An 18,024-nucleotide genomic window follows, 5' to 3' on the forward strand; every position below is an offset into this window, starting at 1 on the left:
AGTCGGGAGACGGCCGCGATCCCGCCACTTCGCCCCGGAATGGATCGGGAAAGCCCCGCTCATCCCCACGCCTCCAGCGCGGCATCCACGCCCGCGCCCGGCGGCGCGACGAAGCCTTCGGCGCGCAGGGCGGCTTCCAGCGCGCCAAGCGTGATGAGCACCTTATGCTTCATCGCATTGTAGCCCATCGCCCCGATCCGCCAGATCTTGCCCGCCAGCGGACCGAAGGCCGTGCCGATCTCGATCTCGAAATCCTCACGCATCCGCCTGCGCACGCGCTCCCCATCGATACCCTCGGGAATCAGCACGCCGGTGACATTGGTCATCCGATAGCGATCGTCGCCATAGACGGTGAGGCCCATGGCGCGCAGGCCCGCCGTCATCGCGCGGCCGGCCGAGGCATGACGGGCGAAGCGCGCCTCCAGCCCTTCGCCCAGCACGATGCGCGCGCATTCCCGCGCGCCATAGAGCATGGTCGTCGCCTCGGTATGGTGGTTCAGGCGCTTTTCGGACCAGTAATCCATAATCATCGCCAGATCGAAATAGTTGGAGCCGATCCGCCGGCCCCGCGCCTCGGCCTGGCCATCGCCGCTCTGCAGCCCCAGCTCGACATGCCGGCGCGAGAAGATCCTCTCCGCCGCCGCCTCCGAAATCGTGATCGGCGCCGAGCCCGAAGGCCCGCCCAGGCATTTCTGCAGGCCGCCCGTCACCACATCCACGCCCCAGCGACCGGCGGCGATTTCCATGCCGCCGATCGTGGCGGTGGCATCCACATAGGAAAGCGCGCCGGCCGCGCGGCAGAGCGCGCCCAGCCCTTCCAGCGGCTGCGCCATCGTCGTCGACGTATCGCCATGGACGGTGGCGACCACCTTCGGCCCGAACCGCTCGATCGCGTGCGCGATCTGATCCAGCGGCACCACTTCGCCCCAGGGCGCCTCCACGATCTCCACGATCGCGCCGATGCGATCCAGGATTTCGGTGAGCAGCAATCCGAAGCGGCCGAAATTGACGACCAGCACCTTGGATCCCGGCGCCACCAGCGAGACGAGCGCCGCCTCGATGCCCGCGCGCGCCGTGCCATCCACCAGGAAGGTCCAGCGATTTTCCGTACCGAAGATCGGCCGGTAGAGCGCCATGACCTCGTTCATGTACGCCGTCATTTCGGGATCGAACTGGCCGAGCAGATCCGCCGCCATCGCGCGCAGCACGCGCGGATGCGCATTGATCGGGCCGGGGCCCATCAGCAGGCGCTGCGGCGGATCGATCTCGCGGAACAGATCAGGCAAGGAAATCATCTCCCAGAAGATCGACGAAGGCGGTGAGGACATCGAGCGCGATATCGCAATCCGCGTCGGTCACGCTTTCGGCCGGATTGTGGCTGATCCCGCCTTGGCAACGGAGGAACAGCATCGCCGTGGGCGCGAGCGCCGCCATCACCATCGTATCATGGCCGGCGCCCGAAACCAGCCGGCGCGGCGGCTGCCCGCAGCGGGCGATGGCCTGATCCATCAGCGCCATCAGCTTCGGATCGCACGGGGCAGCGGGCAGATCCTGCACGCGCTCCACGTTGAAATCCACGCCGCGCCGGTCGGCGATGTCTGCGATCGTGTCGACGATCTGCTCGGCGGTGTCGTCGCGCGACTGCGGATCACCGGAGCGAACGTCGATGGAAAAATCCACCTTGCCTGGGATCACGTTGACCGCGCCGGGGCCGACCTGCATCCGCCCGACCGTGGCGACGACATCGCCGCCCGCGCGGGACGCGATGGTCTCGATCGCGAGGACCATCTCGGCGGCGGCGGCGAGCGCGTCACGGCGCAGGCCCATCGCGGTGGTGCCGGCATGGCCCGCGACACCGGTGACGGCGACCTGATAGCGCAGCTGCGCGGCGATGCCGGTGACAGTGCCGACCGCGAGGCCCTCGGATTCGAGGACGGGGCCTTGTTCGATATGGGGCTCGATGAAGGCGAGGACCGAGCCTACGGGACGGGCGGCTTTGAAGAAGGTCCCGATACCGAGCCGATCCGGCCACGGCGTGATCGCCGTTCCGTCGTCACCATCGTCAGGATTAAAAGCGCGAAGGGCGTCGCCAACCGTCACCCCAGCCCGATCCGCCACGTCCAGCGCGCCGGGCTCCAGCGTGCCGGCCACCGCGCGACTGGTGAGCATCGAGGCGGGGAAGCGCGAGCCTTCCTCATCGCCGAACGCGACCACCTCGATCGGGAAGGGCAGGCGGCGCCCGGCCCCGTTCAGCCGCGCGACCAGCTCGATCGCCAGCATCACACCCAGCGGCCCATCGTAGCGCCCCGCATCGCGCACGCTATCGATATGGCTGCCGAACATCAGGGCCGGGGCAGCGGGATCAGTGCCCTCGTAGCGGCCGACGAGATTCGCGGCCTGATCCAGCCGCACCAGCATCCCGGCATCGACCATCCACGCCCCGATCGCCTCCTGCGCGCGGGCATGAGCCGGCGTGAGATAGGCGCGGAACAGGCCGGTTTCGCTATCGCTATAGGGTGCCACACCCAGCGCATCGCACCGTGCCCTGGCGCGCGCGCCGGAGGCGGAATTCACCACGCCGCCACCTGACCATCGCTGCGCGGATCGGTGGCGCCTTCCAGCAAGCCATCCGGATAGCGGACCAGCATGCCGGCATGGCCCATCGTGGAGGTGAAGGGCGGCAGCATTTCGATATCGTGCCCCGCACCGCGCAGCGCCGCGACCGTATCCGGCGGGAAACGATCCTCCAGCTTCAGCGTCACGCTCTGCTCGCCCCAGGTGCGGCCGAGCAGGAAACGCGGCGCCGTCACCGCTTCCTGCAGCGGAACGCCGTAGCGGACATAGCGGGCGAAGATCTGCGCCTGCGTCTGCGGCTGGCCCTCGCCCCCCATCGTGCCATAGGCCATGGTTCGCCCGTCGGCGAATTTCGCCAGCGCGGGATTGAGCGTGTGGAAGGGTTTGGCGCCGGGCCGGAGCGGATTCCAGCCGGCCTCCGCCAGCCGGAAGCTGGAGCCCCTGTTCTGCCAGACGATCCCGGTCTTCGGCAGCACCATGCCCGATCCGAATTCGAAGAAGATGCTCTGGATGACGCTGACGACGCGGCCCTCGCCATCGATCGCACCGAACCAGGTGGTGTCGCCCGCCGATGGCGGCTGGGGCCAGGGGAGCGCCCTTGCCGGATCGATCCGCGCCGCCATCGCATCCAGCGCGGCGGAATCGTCCAGCAGGGCCTGCGGATCGATCGTCATCCCGTCCGGATCGCCAACATGCCTGTCGCGGATCAGGAAGGCCTGCTTCACGCTTTCGACGAGGCCGTGAAGATGGCCGAACCCATCCTGCGGCCCCGGATCGCCCAGCCGTTCCAGCACGGCGAGGATCAGCAGGGCGGCAAGGCCCTGCGTGGGCGGGGTCATGTTATAGAGCGTCGCGCCGAACGCGCCGACCGAAAGCGGCGTCACGTCCAGAGCGCGGTGGGCAGCCAGATCGGCGGCCGTCACGGGGCTGCCGACGCTCGCCAGATCGGCGGCGATATCGGCCGCGAGCGCGCCGCGATAATAGGAATCGCAGCCATCTTCGGCGATGCGCCGCAGCGTTTCGCCCAGACGCAACTGACGCAGGCGACTGCCATCCGCCGTATAGGCATCGAGAAAGCCGGGGAGATCCGCCAGCTCATGCCGCTTGGCGGCCAGCGTCTCGACGAAGCTGCGCGAGACGGGCGCGCCCGCCTCCGCATGATGGATCGCATCGCGCAGCAGGCGCGAGAGGGGCAGGCGGCCGGGAGAGAAGGACAGGGCCGCCTGCCAGCCCGAAATGGTGCCCGCCACCGTATTGGCGGCAAGCGAGCCGCGCGTGGGGATCGCATCGCACCCGGCATAGAGCGAAAGATCGGCGGCCGCCGCCGCGCGCCCGCACGCATCGATCCCGCGCACGCGCCCGTCCGGCTCCGCGACAAGCCAGAAGCCGTCGCCGCCAATGCCGGTCATGTGGGGATAGACGACAGCAAGCGCCGCCGCCATCGCCACGGCTGCCTCGACCGCGGTGCCGCCTTCCTTGAGGATATCGAGACCCGCCTGGCTGGCGAGATGGTGGGGCGATGTGACCATGCCCCGGTAGCTTCTTGGTGTTTCCAGCATCAGGCGGCCGTAAGCCAGACGAAGCGGATCACAAACAGCCCCGCGAGGATCAGCAGCGCCGCATCCTTCGTGCCGGCCTTGCCGCGCATGATGCGCAACGCCGCATGGGCGGTGATGCCGAAGGCGAGGCCGTTGGCGATCGAGAAGGTGAGCGGGATCAGCGCGACCGTGAGGAAGGCCGGGATCGCCTCCATCGGATCATGCCATTCCACATCCACCAGCGGCGCCATCATCAGCGCCCCCACCAGAATCAGCGCGGGCGCGGTGGCGGCCAGCGGCACCAACTGCGCATAGGGCGCCACGAACATGGTGAGGAAGAACAGGATGCCGGTGACGATCGCCGTCAGCCCGGTGCGCCCGCCCGCCTCCACGCCGGCGGCGCTTTCGACATAGGAGGTCACGGTGCTCGTCCCCGCAATGGCGCCGGCCATCGTGGCGACCGAATCCGCCAGGAGGATACGGTTCAGGCGGGGGATCTCGCCATCGGCGCCGATCAGGCCGGCCCGGCGGGTGACGCCCACGAGCGTGCCGATATTGTCGAGCAGATCGACGAAGAGGAAGACGAACAGGATTTCCAGCACGCCGAGCCCGGCCTTGCCGCCGAAGCCGAGCACGCCAGCCAGATCCAGCTTGAACGCGGTGCCGCCGATCGCGCCCAGATCATAGGGATCGGGCGTCATCTTCACCTCGCCCAGCAGCCAGGCGACAATGGTGGTGGCGACGATACCGATCAGGATCGCGCCCCGAACCCGCCAGATGCTGAGCCCGGTGATGATGATGAGGCCGAGAATGGCGAGCCATGCGGATGGCGCATGCAGATTGCCGAGGGAGACGATCGTGGCCGGGGACGAGGTGACGATCCCCGCATTGCGCAGCCCGACGAAGCCGATGAACAGGCCGATGCCGCCCGCGGTAGCAGCCAGCAGATGCGGCGGCAGCGCGCGCACGATCGCCTGACGCACGCCACCCAGGGTCAGGGCAAGGAAGCACAGGCCCGAAATGAAGACGCAGCCCAGCGCGATCGGCCAGGGCACGCCCATGCCCTGCACCACCGTGAAGCTGAAATAGGCGTTCAGCCCCATGCCGGGCGCCAGCGCCAGCGGCATGTTCGCGACGAGGCCCATCAGGATGCAGGCGAAGGCGGCGGCGAAGCAGGTGGAGGCGGCGACGGCCGCGACGGGCATGCCCGCCTGCCCCAGGATCGCCGGATTGACCAGCACGATATAGGCCATGGTCAGGAAGGTGGTCGCCCCGGCGGCAATTTCGGTGCGGACGTTGGTGCCACGTTCCGCAAGGCCGAAGCGACGCTCCAGCCAGCCCGCCGATGTCATTTCGCCCAAAGACGATGTCGCCAAATCCTGTCCCCCGATCGCAACTCCACCTCTCCGTTTCGGCGGGCTTTCATCCCGCTCCCTTCATTACCGGCTCCGCCAAAAACCGCACTTTTCGGTCGAAAAGAAACGGGATGCCCGACGAAACGAGCATATGCGGGAAGGTTTCTACCCCCGACCGTACCGGTCTAGCACACAGCCTTGCCCTTACAAGCCGGGACGCGGCCAGCCCCCGGCAAATCCCTCCGCCTCCAGCCGTGCGGCCAGCGCAAACAAGCGCGCCTCGCCGCCGGGCGGCCCCACAAGCTGCAAGCCCAGCGGAAGCGGCCCGCACGCCCGTAGCGGCACGGCCAGAGAAGGCAGACCGATGAAGCTCAGCGGCTGCGTATAGATGCCCAGATGCGCGCGTGCCGGCACGCGCTGCCCGCCCAAGACGATCATGGGATCCGCAATCGGCGGCGCGGCGCAGGGCGTGGCGGGCGCGATCAGCACATCCCATCGCGAAAAGAGGCGATCGGCCTGCGCGGCGAACCAGCGGCGGAAACGATGGGCACGCTCCACGATTTCCGGTGCTAGGGTGGCACCCGCGATCAGCCGGTCGCGCGTGGCGGGATCGTAGAGCAGGGCATGATCGGCCAGCCCCGGCGTGTGGAATTGCCCGCCCTCGTGGGCGGTCATCAGGAAGGCGGCGGACCGCGCGATATCGACGGAGGGAAGCTCGACCGTGCCCGCGCCGAGATGCGCGGCGATGCGATCCCGCGCGGCGGCCATGTCCGGCGAGAGATTTTCGGCGAACCAGCCGCCCAGCATCGCTATCCGCGCCGGCGCCTCTTCGGCCCAGGCCTCCCCTCGCAGCACCTCCGTCGCCAGGCGCAGGCCGGCAATGTCGGCAGCGAAGGGGCCGATATCGTCGAAACTGTCCACGAAGGGATAAACGCCGTCCAGCGGAAGCGCGGCATGGGTGGGCTTGAGGCCATAGACGCCGCACAGGGCTGCGGGGATGCGGATCGATCCGTTCGTATCCGATCCCAGCGCGAGTGGCAGGAGGCCACCCGCCACAACCGCCGCCGATCCACCGGAAGAACCGCCAGCGAGCCGTGCCGGATCGTGGGGATTGCGGGTCGTGCCGAAATGCGCGTTGATCGTGGCGAAGCCGTAGGCGAATTCATCCATGTTCAGCGTCGCGACGAGCACGGCGCCGGCCGCACGCAGGCGTCGGATCGCCTCCGCATCGGTGGCGGCGGGCGGCGCATCGATCCGGGCGCGCGCGCCGGCGGTGGTGGGCAGGCCCGCCACATCGAACAGATCCTTCACGCCATAGGGCACGCCGGCCAGCGGCCCCGGATCCCCGCCGCCGGCAACGATGGCGTCCACGGCCTCCGCCTCCGCCAGTGCGCGCGCCTCCAGGACATGCGTGACCGCAACATAGGGATCCGCGCGAAGAGCCTCGATCGCTTCGCGCGCGACGGCGACGGCACTCCGGCGCCCGGCCCGGACATCGGCGGCAATCGTGGCGAGCGTCACGCCGCGTGCGTCTCTTCGGGTGCCGCATTCAGCAGGGCGGCGTGATGCGCGAGCAGGCGCAGATTTTCGACGACGCCTGGCACGCACTGATCCGGCAGATCGATACCGATACGGGCGGCCGCCTCGCGCGCTTCGCGCTCTTCCTCGTTCATCCATCTTGGCTGGCACAGCGTGGCGCACTTGTGAAGCGGCGATCCGATTTTCAGGGAGCGCGATCACGCCCCGCGGGTTATGGCCGTGCATGACCGATCACGCTGCCCGGCCCGGCTCCCCTTCCGAACAACGGCGACTGGCCGCCCTGATCGACGCCAACATCCTCGATACACCACCCGAGGGGCCGTTCGACGATATCGTCGCCATCGCCGGCGCGATATGCGACGTGCCCATCGCGCTCGTCAGCCTCGTCGATCGTGACCGCCAATGGTTCAAGGCGAAGACCGGCGTGAACGTCACGCAGACGCATGTCGACACCTCCGTCTGCGCGCTGGCGATCGAGCAGGATGCGCTGTTCGTGATTCCCGATCTCGCGATCGATCCGCGCACGCGGCATTTCAGCCTCGTCACCCAGCCGCCGCACATTCGCTTCTACGCCGGCTATCCGATCGTCACGGCAGGCGGACATCCCCTCGGCAGCCTTTGCGCGATCGACGTGATACCGCGACCGGAGGGGCTGACCGACCGGCAGGCGCTGGCGCTGGAGGCGCTGGCCCGTCAGGTAGCGATCGAGATCGAACGGGGCGCCGCCGGGCGCCCGCCGGCCATTCCATTCGGCGGCGCGCCCAGCATCGGCATGTGGGACTGGGATGTGCAGAACGATCTGGTCCGCGCCGATGAAGGCTTTGCGGCCCTGTTCGGCGTGGATCCGGCGCGCGCCGCCCAGGGCGCGCCGATCGCTGCATTCTTCGACGGCGTCCATCCCGATGACGTGGAACAGGTCCGTGCCGCGGTGGACCGGGCCATCACCACCGGCGAGACCTACGACACCCAATATCGCGTGATCGGGCCGGACGGACACTGGCGATGGATGGCATCGCGCGGGCAATGCGAGATGGCGCCAGACGGGACACCGCTGCGCTTTCCAGGCGCGAGCTTCGATATTCATGCCCGCAAATCGGCGGAACTGAGGCTCGCGGCCTTGCTGGAACTGGGCGACCGGCTGGGCGCGTCGGGCGACGCAGGGGATCTCGCTTATGCGGCCGCGGAGGTACTGGGCCGCTCGCTGGGCGCGAGCCGCGCCGGCTATGGCGTGGTCGATCCCGCCGCCGAGACGATCCGCCCGGAACGCGAATGGGCCGCGCCCGGAATTTCGACCTATCCCGGCACGCTCCATTTCCGGGATTATGGCAGTTTCATCGACGATCTTCAGGCCGGCGAGGCGGTCGTCATCGCCGATGTCGACGAAGATCCCCGCACCCGTGGCGTGGCACACATGCCCAAATCGCTCCAGGTCCACGCGCTCATCAACCTGCCGTTGATCGAGAACGGCCAGTTCGTCGCCCTGCTCTTCGTCAATCAGGACCGGCCACGAGCCTGGTCACGCGAGGAGATCGACTTCGTGCGCGAAGTGGCGGAGCGGACACGCTTCGCCGTGGAAAGGCGCCGCGCGGAACAGGAACTGGCGACGCTCAATTCCTCGCTCGAGGCGCAGGTCGAGGCGCGCACACGCGATCTGCTGCTCGCCGAGGACAGCCTGCGCCAGGCGCAGAAGATGGAGGCGGTGGGCCAGTTGACGGGCGGCCTGGCGCACGATTTCAACAATCTGCTGACCGGCATTTCCGGCGCGATCGAGATGATGCAGGCACGGATCGCGCAAGGACGCGCGGGAGAGCTGGATCGCTATATCACGGCCGCCCAGGGCGCGGCACGGCGCGCCGCGGCGCTGACGCATCGGTTGCTCGCCTTTTCGCGGCGGCAGACGCTGGATCCCAAGCCGGTCGACGTGAATCGCCTCATCGCCGGGATCGAGGAGCTCGTGTGTCGTACCGTGGGGCCTGCCATTCAGGTGGAAGTGGTCGGTGCGATGGGCCTGTGGCCGGCCATGGTGGATCCGAACCAGCTGGAAAATGCCGTGCTCAACCTGTGCATCAACGCGCGCGACGCCATGCCGGAGGGCGGCCGGATCACGATCGAGACCGCGAACAAATGGCTCGATGCCCGCGCGGCGCGGGAACGCGATCTGGACCCCGGCCAATATCTGTCCATCTGCGTGACCGATACCGGCACCGGTATGACCCCCCAGGTGCAGGCCCGCGCCTTCGATCCCTTCTACACCACCAAACCGCTGGGCGAGGGAACCGGCCTCGGCCTTTCGATGATCTATGGCTTTGCGCGCCAGTCGGGCGGCCAGGTGCGCATCTATACGGAGTTGGGCATCGGCACCACCGTGTGCATCTACCTGCCGCGCCACGACGGGGCCGCCGATGGCGAGGAACAGCCGCCCGGCGAGGTGGGGCTCGCCGAACAGGGCCGCAGTGCAGACGCGCGAACGATTCTGGTCGTGGACGACGAGCCCACCGTGCGGATGCTCGTAACCGAAGTCCTGGAGGAAATGGGCCATACGCCTCTGGAGGCGGGCGACGGCGCGGCGGCACTTCGCATCCTGCAATCCGGCGCCCGCGTCGATCTGCTCGTCACGGATGTGGGCCTGCCCGGCCAGATGAACGGGCGCCAGGTGGCTGATGCCGCGCTGGCGCTGTCACCCGATCTGCGCGTGCTCTTCATCACCGGCTATGCCGAGAATGCCGTGATCGGCAATCGCCAGCTCGATCCCAACATGGCCCTGCTCACGAAGCCGTTCGCGATGGATGCGCTGGCGGTGAAGGTGCGGGAAATGCTGGAATAGGAACTTCAGCATCCTGCACGTGATTCAGGGTGATGCAGTCCCCGGACTATCGCTCGGCCGCGGGCGGAACACCATAGAGCTTCGCCACATCCGCTTCGGTCACGGGGGCTGCGAAATTGTTGCCGAAATGGGTGCGGATGTAGCCGACCACATTGGCGGCCTGCGCGGGGCTTAGCGTACCCACGAAGCCCGGCATCGCGCCACGGCCCTTCGCGATCATCACGATCGGATAAGCTGCGGCGGCGAGGCGCGGATTGCTGGCCAGCGCCGGCATCCGGCCGGCGCCCTCGGCGCCCCTGCCATCCGCCATATGGCAGGATTGGCAGACCGTCTTGTACACCTGTTCGCCCGTCACGGGCACGGGCGCCTTGGTGCCGCCTGGGCCAGGCTCGTCGGCCCGCGCCGCGCGGGCCACGAGCAGGGCGGCCGTGATCGCCAGCAGGGGCGTGGCGGTGCGGCGGATCGTCTTCGGCATCGGATCAGGCCTCCAGCGCGCGCTTGTGCAGACGGGTGATGGCGTCGAGCGAGGAAAGCAGCGCGCCTTCCATCCAGCAGCCGACATAGGAGGCATGTTCGCCCGCGAGCACCACCCGATCGTCGACCCCGACGAGCGTCTGGTAATGCGCCTTGCGCGTATCCTCGTTCCAGCGCGCGCAACAGCCCATCGTCCAGGGCACCCGGCTCCACGCGACGGACGCGCCGTTGCGATATTCCTTCCGATATTGCTGCGGGTGGAAGACGGAGCCCTGGCTAAGCGCTGCCTCGATCCGCTCCTCCGGGGTCATCCCGCCGAGGCGATAGGCGCCCATGCCGCTGGCGAAGGCGCCCAGCAACACGGCGGGACCATCCTTCAGATAATCGAAATTGGGATAGGAGATCAGGCTGATCTCCTGATTGGTGAAGCTGTGGCCACCATAGATGGCCTGATCCTCCTCCCAGAAGCGGCGGCCCATCTCGAGGCCGATCTTCACCGAATTCGAATAAGGCACGGCCGAGACGGCGGCCTTCATCGGATCGGAAAGGTTGCTCTCGATCTGGTTGAGGATGCCGAGCGGGATCGTGCAGACGCAATAATCGGCGCGCTCCGTCTTCGCCTCCCCCGTGGCGGTATCGGTGTAGCTGACGGTGACGCCCTTCCTGTCCTGCATCAGCTTCGTCACCTTCGCATTGAAGGTGAGGAGCGGCTGGACCTGCTGGGCGAAGGCCTTGCCGATCATGCCCATGCCGCCGACCGGCTGGAACATGGTCGTCTGGAATTCATAGTTCATGAAGAACGCCATCTGCGTCCAGATGCGGCTATCCAGCACATCCTTGAACGCGAAGGGCTCGGACGGGATCGGAGCGCCGTTCACCCCGCCGCCGGGCGGCCGATCGAAGCCGCGATGCTCGGACGAGCGCAGATTCTTCGCGTAGCGCATGTCCTTGTCGAGCATGCCCCAGTCGCGCAGCGCCTCCTTCAGGCGATCGCGATCCTCGGCCGTCAGCGCCGTATCCAGCGCCTTCTGATCGATCGCCTTGTTGAGCAGCTCGGCGACATTGCCCTCGAAATCGGCGGCAAGCGCCTTGAAACGCTGCGGTTTGCCCCCGAACGCATCATTATGGACATAGGCATTGTGATTGAACTGGATGAACGGCTCCAGCTTCACGCCGAATGACTTGCAGTAATGGAGCAGGGTGCGGTGGTGGTGCGGGATGCGCCACGGGCCGGGATTGAGATAATTGCCCGGCGCGAACCGCACCTTCTGCGTGGCACCCCCCAGCTCGGTATAGGTATCGCCGCCATAGAGCGACCAGTTCCGCCCGCCGGCCCTGTTCTGATATTCGAGGATACGGACCTTGTAGCCCGCCTTCGCAAGTTCATAGGCGGCGAGCATGCCGGCGAGGCCCGCCCCCAGAATGACGACGCTGGCCCCCCTGCGCGCGCCGGAAAGATTGGGCGGGCCGGCGAATTGCGTCTCGGCGGCATGCGCCATCGTCGTCATCGCCTGATACAGGGCGGCGGTGCCGCCAATCATGCCGATCGCGGTCAGAAGCTCACGCCGTGTCGGCGCATTGCCTAGCTTATCCATATGAAATCGCCCCGTCGCCCCGCTTTTCAGCATCAATGTGCCAAGTCACGCAGTTTGCTGCAACGCAATATTTGGGCCATCCGCCTCATGCGTTCGGCCGGCCGGGAATGGCGATCGGGCCCGCCGCGTGCACCTGCCCCCAGATCCGCCGCCCGACCTTGTCCGCCTCGGCGATGAGCGCAGGTTCATCGAGCGAGAGGATTCTGCCCTCCCGCATCAGGAAGCGGCCATCCACCATGCTGGCGACAATGTCCGACGGCTGGCCATTGTGAATCCAGGCGGAAAGGATGCGGCCGCACGGCACGAGATAGGCGCGCTGCGTATCCAGAACGATCAGATCGGCCTTCTTGCCCACCTCGATCGATCCGGTCAGCGATCGATGCCCAAGCGCGGTGGCGCCGCCCAGCGTGGCATCCTCGAACATGTCTTCCGGCTGGGGCAGCACGCCCGGAAACGGATCGTTGCGGCTGATCCGCTCCGTCAGCAGCGCCGTGCGCATGACGGAGAAGACATCGTTGGTGTTGTTGTCCGTCCCGTTCGCGATCCCCGCCCCCGCTGCGCGCAGCCGCGCGATGGGCGGGATCACGCCGCGATTGGCCGCCATGCCGGCCTGATGCGAGATCATCGTCTTCGTGCGGCCGAGCAGCGCGATATCGGCATCGTCCAGATAGCGGCAATGCGCGGCGAACAGGCGCGGCCCCAGGAAGCCGGCCCGATCGAGGAAAGCGGGCGGGCTCATGCCCCACCAGCGCTTCATGAAATCCACCTCGGCCACGCTCTGTGACAGGTGGATCGTGTAACTCAGTCCGTGCTTGTCGGCGAAGGCGCGGACATCGCGCAGCAATTCGGGCGAGGAGGTTTCCGCCAGGGCGGCTGCGGGAAAGACGCTGATCCGGCCGCCATCGGCGCCATGCCACCGGGAATGGAGCGATTCGATCCGCGCCATCCCCTCTTCCCGCTTCCTCTGCGAGAAAATCGGCCGGACGCTGGCGGCGAGCCCTTCGGGCGCCATGGGACCGGCCACATTCTCGCTGTCGCGCACCGATTCGGCGAAGACCATGCGGAGCCCCGATCCGGCGAGCGCCTCGGCATGCGGCGCGATGCCGGAAACATTTTCGACGAGGGTGGTGGTTCCGGTGCGAATCGCCTCCAGCGCGCCGATCGTGACCATCAGCCGGCGCTCGTCGGGCGAAAGCAGGCTCTCCGGCGTCAGCTTCAGCCGGGCCGAATTGGGAAAGCCGAAATCCTCGTTGAAGCCGCGCGCGATCGTGGCCGAAAGATGCGCGTGGCAATTGACCAGCCCGGGCAGCAACACCTTGCCGCGCCCGTCATGGATCTCCGCATCGGGATGGGCGGCGCGCAATGCATCCGTCCCGTCGATCGCGGCAATCCTGTCGCCCACCACCAGCAGGGCCGCGTCCTCGCGAACGCGATCCCCGATGAGGATGCCGATGTGGGTGAAGAGAATCGGCCGCTGCGAGCCGCCGGCGGCCATTGCCGGCGCCGAAGCCGCGAAGGCCGCCGCACCGATACCCGCGGCCGCCAGCATCTCACGCCGGTTCAGCCCCGGACGCCCTTCCGCCTGCTCCATTTCACCCCCCTCATCGCCCCTTCAGGGCATTGGGGGCGAGGCGGAAAATCGAGTCAATCGGACGGCTGCTATTCGATGCTTTACGTCGCGGGAGGGGGCGTAAAGAGCATCACGAGGGCGAAAATCACACCCGGCAGCCACCAGAAGAGCGTGAGCACGGCCGAGATCCAGAATGCCGGGCCGAATCCCCGCGCGAGATACACGGCCAGCGGCGGTAGCAGGACGGCGGCGATCAGAGCGCCGATCGAAGGGCGCGCGGGAGGATTCGCGACCTCCATCAGTCCGGCTTCCGTACGGCAACGGTAGGCACCTCCACCGAAGTCTGCTTGGTGGCGACCTTCACCTCCGGCACGGACACGGCTTCGTTGCGGGAGCCAAGGGAGATCGAACCGGCATCGGCACTGACGCGGGGCAGCGAGCCGCCGGAAACCGCGATCTTCGGCATTTCGCCAGGCGTGGCGGAGAATTTGAAGAATCCCGTGGCGACGCCGATGATGCCCAGAATCACGACGAGGGCGAGAAGCGAAACGATCGCGCGCATGACAGACGAATCCTTTCCGATATTATCATCGGACAACGGTTCGCCCCCGTTCCGGTTGCAGCGAATGCGCCTGCAACCTTGACGCACCGCGCCATGTCCCTTAAGGGGCGCGACCTTCCGGGAAACACCGATCTTTACGGGATTTGAGCGCATGGCGCGTATTTGCGAGCTGACCGGCAAGGGTCGGCAGGTGGGCCACAATGTGTCCCACGCTAACAACAAGACCAAGCGGACGTTCCTGCCGAACCTGCAGAACGTGACGCTGATTTCCGATTCCCTGGGCAAGGGCGTGCGCCTGCGTGTCTCCACGCACGGCCTGCGCTCTGTCGAGCATGTCGGCGGCCTCGACAACTGGCTGCTGAAGACCTCGGCCGAGAAGCTCTCGCTGCGCGCCCGTCGCCTGAAGCGCGAGATCGAGAAGTCCAAGATCGCTGCCTGAATGGTGCCCCGGCGGAGGCTGAACCTCCGCTAACGGCTCCATTCAGATGCCACTCAGCCGCGAATCGCTACAAAGCGATTCGTGGATGGGGACTGTCCCATCCCCGGCATGTTTGCCGTGGTGCTAGGAGAGTGGCGATGTTCAGGCAGATCGGCTTTGCTGCGGCGATGCTCGCCGCCGCCGCTGCCGTGCCCGCTGCGGCCGATGCCCAGCGCTGGCAGGGCAACCGTGGCTATTATCAGCAGATCGATCAGCGCGGCTACGAGCGCGACGGCTATGATCGTGGCGATTCGCGTCGCGGCTATGGCTATGATGATCGCGGCTATCAGCGCGGCCCGGGCAACGACCGGCGCGGCTATCGCGGCCGTGGCCGGTGCGACAAGGGCACGGGCGGCACGATCATCGGCGCGATCGCCGGTGGCCTTCTGGGCAATTCGGTGGCGGGCCGCGGCGATCGCGGCGTCGGCACCATCGTGGGCGCGGGCGTAGGCGCGCTGGCGGGTCGCGCAATCGATCGGGATTGCTGAGAGCGATCCTTTCAGATCATCCCCGCACAGGCGGGATACCGATGATCCCATCCGATTCGCCGGCAGCAGCGGGCTCCTGCTCCCGCAGGGGCGCCGGCAATCGGATTTGCGGGATACCGATCAGGCGTCGTCGAACAGGCCGGCCAGCTGCTCGATCATCGTGCCGCCAAGCTGCTCGGCATCCATGATCGTCACCGCGCGCGCATAATAACGCGTCACGTCATGGCCGATACCGATGGCGACCAATTGCGCGGGCGAACGGCTTTCGATCCAGGCGATCACCTGCCGCAGATGCCGCTCCAGATAGCTTCCCGAATTCACCGAGAGCGTGGAATCGTCCACCGGCGCGCCATCGGAGATCACCATCAGGATCTTGCGCTCCTCCGGCCGCGCCATCAGGCGATTGTGCGCCCAGAGCAGCGCCTCGCCGTCGATATTCTCCTTGAGCAGCCCCTCGCGCATCATCAGCCCGAGATTCTTGCGCGCGCGGCGATAGGGCTCGTCCGCGCGCTTGTAGACGATGTGGCGCAGATCGTTGAGCCGGCCCGGTGAGGCCGGGCGGCCCGCGGCGAGCCACGCCTCGCGCGATTGACCGCCCTTCCACGCGCGCGTGGTGAAACCCAGTATCTCGACCTTCACGCCGCACCGTTCCAGCGTGCGCGCCATGATGTCCGCCGAGATCGCCGCGATCGAGATGGGGCGGCCGCGCATCGAGCCCGAATTGTCGATCAGCAGGCTCACGATCGTATCGCGGAAATCCGTCTCGCGCTCGATCTTGTAGGACAGCGAGTGGCCGGGGCTGACGACGATGCGCGCGAGCCGCGCCGCATCCAGCAGCCCCTCCTCCTGATCGAAATCCCAGCTGCGGCTCTGCTGCGCCATCAGCCGGCGCTGGAGCCGGTTGGCGAGCTTCGTCACCGCGCCCTGCAAATGGGTGAGCTGCTGATCCAGATAGGCGCGAAGCCGGGTGAGCTCTTCCTCGGTGCAGAGTTCGGTCGCCTCCACCACCTCGTCGAAGCGGGTCGTGTAGCTCTGATAGTCGAGCGTGCCGGGCATGTCGCCGCCCGGGCGATTCGGGCGGGTCGGCAGCATGCCGTCCTGCCCATCCTCGTCCATTTCGCTGTCGCCCTCGAAATCGCCGTCCTGCTCCTCCTGGCCGGCGGCATCCTGCTCGCTATCCTGGCCCTGCTCGGCGCGCTGCTCCGCCTGCGTCTGATCCGAATCGCCGGGCTGTTCCTGATCCTGCTCGCTCTCGCCGGATTCCTCCGCTTCGTCCTGGCCATCCGATTCGTTCGCGTCGTCGGGCTCGTTCGGCGCGATTTCGGCCTCCACGAGCTGCAGATCCTGCAGCAGCCGGCTGGCCAGCGCGGCAAAGGCGGATTGATCGTCGAGCGCGAGGCCCAGCGCATCCAGCCCGCCACCGGCCTTGTCCTCGATCCAGTCGCGCACGAAATCCAGCCCGGCCCGCGCGGATGCGGGCGGCGCGTCCCCGGTCAGCCGCTCGCGCACCATCAGCGCGACGGCGGTGCTGAGCGGGACTTCGGCCTTGGAGCGTGCACGCGTCAGCGGATCGGAGCGCAGACGCGTTTCCAGCGCATGGGTGAGGTTCGCGCGCACGCCCTCCATCGCCCGCGCGCCCAGCGCCTCCACCCGCGCCTGCTCCACCGCATCGAACACGGCGCGCGCGGTGGCTTCGGCGGGCGCGTTGCGGGCGTGGAGCGCCGCATCATGATAGCGTTCGCGCAATGCGAAGCTGTCCGCGAAGCCCCGCGCCTCGGCCACCTGCTCCGCCGGAAGCCCCCGCCCCGGCATCGGCACGCGCACCTGCTTGAACGAGGAGGAGGGCGCCTCGGAGGTGAAGCTCAGCTCCAGCTCCGGCTCATGCGCCATCGCCCGCGCGGTGCCCGCCAGCACCTCGCGAAAGGCTTCGATGGGCGTGCGTTCGGCCATCGCCTATTTCTTGGCCACGACGCTTTCGGGCAATTCCTTGCCGAACACGCGCTGATAATATTCGGCCACCAGCGCGCGCTCCGCCTCGTCGCACTTGTTGAGGAAGGAAAGGCGGAAGGCAAAGCCGATATCGCCGAAGATCAGAGCATTCTGCGCCCACGAGATCACGGTGCGGGGCGACATAACGGTGGAAATGTCGCCGGCCATGAAGCCCTGGCGCGTCAGCTCGGCGACCTTGACCATGTTGTCGACCGTCTTCTTGCCCTCCGGCTTGTCATATTCGCCGCTCTTGGCGAGCACGATCCGCGCCTCGGTGGCGGCCGGCAGATAATTGAGCGTGATGACGATGTTCCAGCGATCCATCTGGCCCTGATTGATCTGCTGGGTGCCGTGATAGAGGCCGGTCGTGTCGCCCAGGCCCACCGTGTTGGCGGTGGCGAACAGGCGGAACCACGGGTTCGGGCGGATCACGCGATTCTGATCGAGCAGCGTGAGCTTGCCCTCCGTTTCCAGCACGCGCTGGATCACGAACATCACATCCGGCCGGCCGGCATCATATTCGTCGAATACGAGCGCCGAAGGCGTCTGCAGCGCCCAGGGCAGCAGGCCTTCGCGGAATTCCGTCACCTGCTGGCCATCGCGCAGCACGATCGCATCGCGCCCGATCAGGTCGATACGGCTGATATGCGCATCCAGATTGATGCGGATGCACGGCCAGTTCAGGCGCGCGGCAACCTGCTCGATATGGCTGGATTTGCCGGTGCCGTGATAGCCCTGCACCATCACGCGGCGATTGAAGGCGAAGCCGGCGCAGATGGCGAGCGTGGTTTCCGGATCGAACACATAGGCCGGATCCAGATCGGGCACGCGCTCGTCCGCTTCGGAAAAAGCGGGCACCTCCAGATCGCTGTCGATGCCGAACAGGTCGCGCACCTTGACCATCTTGTCCGGCGCATCGAGCACCGTCGCGTCGCGACTGTCGGGCTGGACGTTGGGGATGTCGGTCATGCGATCCTCGAAGACTTCAAAATCGGGGCACGGAAAGGCCGGTGCCTCGCCCGGTGCCTAAGCAGGCGG

At 67.2% G+C, this 18,024-nt stretch carries 16 protein-coding genes; 3 read left to right on the plus strand and 13 right to left on the minus strand.

Annotation, left to right across the window (positions count from 1 at the left end; translation table 11 throughout):
* Window positions 1-59: 59 nt before the first annotated feature.
* From DI605_RS01565 to DI605_RS01590, 6 genes are all read right to left on the minus strand, one after another.
* On the minus strand, window positions 60-1,295 hold the full coding sequence (locus DI605_RS01565) for an alanine--glyoxylate aminotransferase family protein (RefSeq protein WP_293968263.1): 1,236 nt from the start codon (window positions 1,293-1,295) through the stop codon (window positions 60-62).
* Window positions 1,279-2,577, minus strand: a complete 1,299-nt coding sequence (locus tag DI605_RS01570; RefSeq protein WP_293968265.1) for an allantoate amidohydrolase — start codon at window positions 2,575-2,577, stop codon at window positions 1,279-1,281. The genes DI605_RS01565 and DI605_RS01570 overlap by 17 nt, the downstream gene beginning before the upstream one ends.
* On the minus strand, window positions 2,571-4,133 hold the full coding sequence (locus tag DI605_RS01575; RefSeq protein ID WP_293968268.1) for a gamma-glutamyltransferase family protein: 1,563 nt from the start codon (window positions 4,131-4,133) through the stop codon (window positions 2,571-2,573). The genes DI605_RS01570 and DI605_RS01575 overlap by 7 nt, the downstream gene beginning before the upstream one ends.
* On the minus strand, window positions 4,133-5,464 hold the full coding sequence (locus tag DI605_RS01580; RefSeq protein ID WP_293968864.1) for an NCS2 family permease: 1,332 nt from the start codon (window positions 5,462-5,464) through the stop codon (window positions 4,133-4,135). The genes DI605_RS01575 and DI605_RS01580 overlap by 1 nt, the downstream gene beginning before the upstream one ends.
* A gap of 207 nt (window positions 5,465-5,671) precedes the next feature.
* Window positions 5,672-6,988, minus strand: coding sequence for an AtzE family amidohydrolase (locus DI605_RS01585; protein WP_293968271.1), 1,317 nt, complete (start codon window positions 6,986-6,988; stop codon window positions 5,672-5,674).
* The gene (locus tag DI605_RS01590) at window positions 6,985-7,140 is read right to left on the minus strand and encodes an AtzG-like protein (protein WP_293968274.1); all 156 of its coding nucleotides are present in this window, start codon (window positions 7,138-7,140) and stop codon (window positions 6,985-6,987) included. The genes DI605_RS01585 and DI605_RS01590 overlap by 4 nt, the downstream gene beginning before the upstream one ends.
* An 89-nt stretch (window positions 7,141-7,229) precedes the next feature.
* On the opposite strand from DI605_RS01590, the gene DI605_RS01595 reads away from it, so the two are divergent.
* Complete coding sequence (locus DI605_RS01595; RefSeq protein ID WP_293968277.1) at window positions 7,230-9,830, plus strand: GAF domain-containing protein; 2,601 nt, start codon at window positions 7,230-7,232, stop codon at window positions 9,828-9,830.
* Between the two features lie 46 nt (window positions 9,831-9,876).
* On the opposite strand, the gene DI605_RS01600 is transcribed toward DI605_RS01595, so the two are convergent.
* From DI605_RS01600 to DI605_RS01620, 5 genes are all read right to left on the minus strand, one after another.
* The gene (locus tag DI605_RS01600) at window positions 9,877-10,305 is read right to left on the minus strand and encodes a cytochrome c (RefSeq protein WP_293968279.1); all 429 of its coding nucleotides are present in this window, start codon (window positions 10,303-10,305) and stop codon (window positions 9,877-9,879) included.
* 4 nt (window positions 10,306-10,309) lie between these two features.
* On the minus strand, window positions 10,310-11,899 hold the full coding sequence (locus tag DI605_RS01605) for a flavin monoamine oxidase family protein (protein ID WP_293968282.1): 1,590 nt from the start codon (window positions 11,897-11,899) through the stop codon (window positions 10,310-10,312).
* An 85-nt stretch (window positions 11,900-11,984) separates the two neighbouring features.
* Window positions 11,985-13,490, minus strand: a complete 1,506-nt coding sequence (locus tag DI605_RS01610; protein ID WP_293968285.1) for an amidohydrolase family protein — start codon at window positions 13,488-13,490, stop codon at window positions 11,985-11,987.
* Window positions 13,491-13,570: 80 nt separating this feature from the next.
* Window positions 13,571-13,768, minus strand: a complete 198-nt coding sequence (locus tag DI605_RS01615) for a YqaE/Pmp3 family membrane protein (RefSeq protein ID WP_293968288.1) — start codon at window positions 13,766-13,768, stop codon at window positions 13,571-13,573.
* On the minus strand, window positions 13,768-14,031 hold the full coding sequence (locus DI605_RS01620) for a hypothetical protein (protein WP_293968291.1): 264 nt from the start codon (window positions 14,029-14,031) through the stop codon (window positions 13,768-13,770). Before DI605_RS01620 ends, DI605_RS01615 begins: the two co-directional genes overlap by 1 nt.
* Before the next feature lie 151 nt (window positions 14,032-14,182).
* Between DI605_RS01620 and rpmB the strand changes: the two genes are divergently transcribed.
* On the plus strand, window positions 14,183-14,470 hold the full coding sequence (gene rpmB, locus DI605_RS01625; protein WP_293968294.1) for a 50S ribosomal protein L28: 288 nt from the start codon (window positions 14,183-14,185) through the stop codon (window positions 14,468-14,470).
* Between the two features lie 137 nt (window positions 14,471-14,607).
* Window positions 14,608-14,997, plus strand: coding sequence for a glycine zipper 2TM domain-containing protein (locus tag DI605_RS01630; protein WP_293968297.1), 390 nt, complete (start codon window positions 14,608-14,610; stop codon window positions 14,995-14,997).
* Window positions 14,998-15,117: 120 nt separating this feature from the next.
* On the opposite strand, the gene cobT is transcribed toward DI605_RS01630, so the two are convergent.
* Window positions 15,118-16,947 carry a cobaltochelatase subunit CobT gene (gene cobT / locus DI605_RS01635; protein ID WP_293968300.1) on the minus strand — a complete coding sequence of 610 codons (1,830 nt, stop codon included), beginning with the start codon at window positions 16,945-16,947 and terminating at the stop codon, window positions 15,118-15,120.
* A gap of 3 nt (window positions 16,948-16,950) precedes the next feature.
* Window positions 16,951-17,955 carry a cobaltochelatase subunit CobS gene (gene cobS / locus DI605_RS01640; protein WP_293968303.1) on the minus strand — a complete coding sequence of 335 codons (1,005 nt, stop codon included), beginning with the start codon at window positions 17,953-17,955 and terminating at the stop codon, window positions 16,951-16,953.
* Window positions 17,956-18,024 lie beyond the last annotated feature (69 nt).

This window comes from Sphingomonas sp. (assembly GCF_003248515.1).
In the GTDB taxonomy this organism is placed as follows: Bacteria; Pseudomonadota; Alphaproteobacteria; order Sphingomonadales; family Sphingomonadaceae; genus Sphingomonas_I.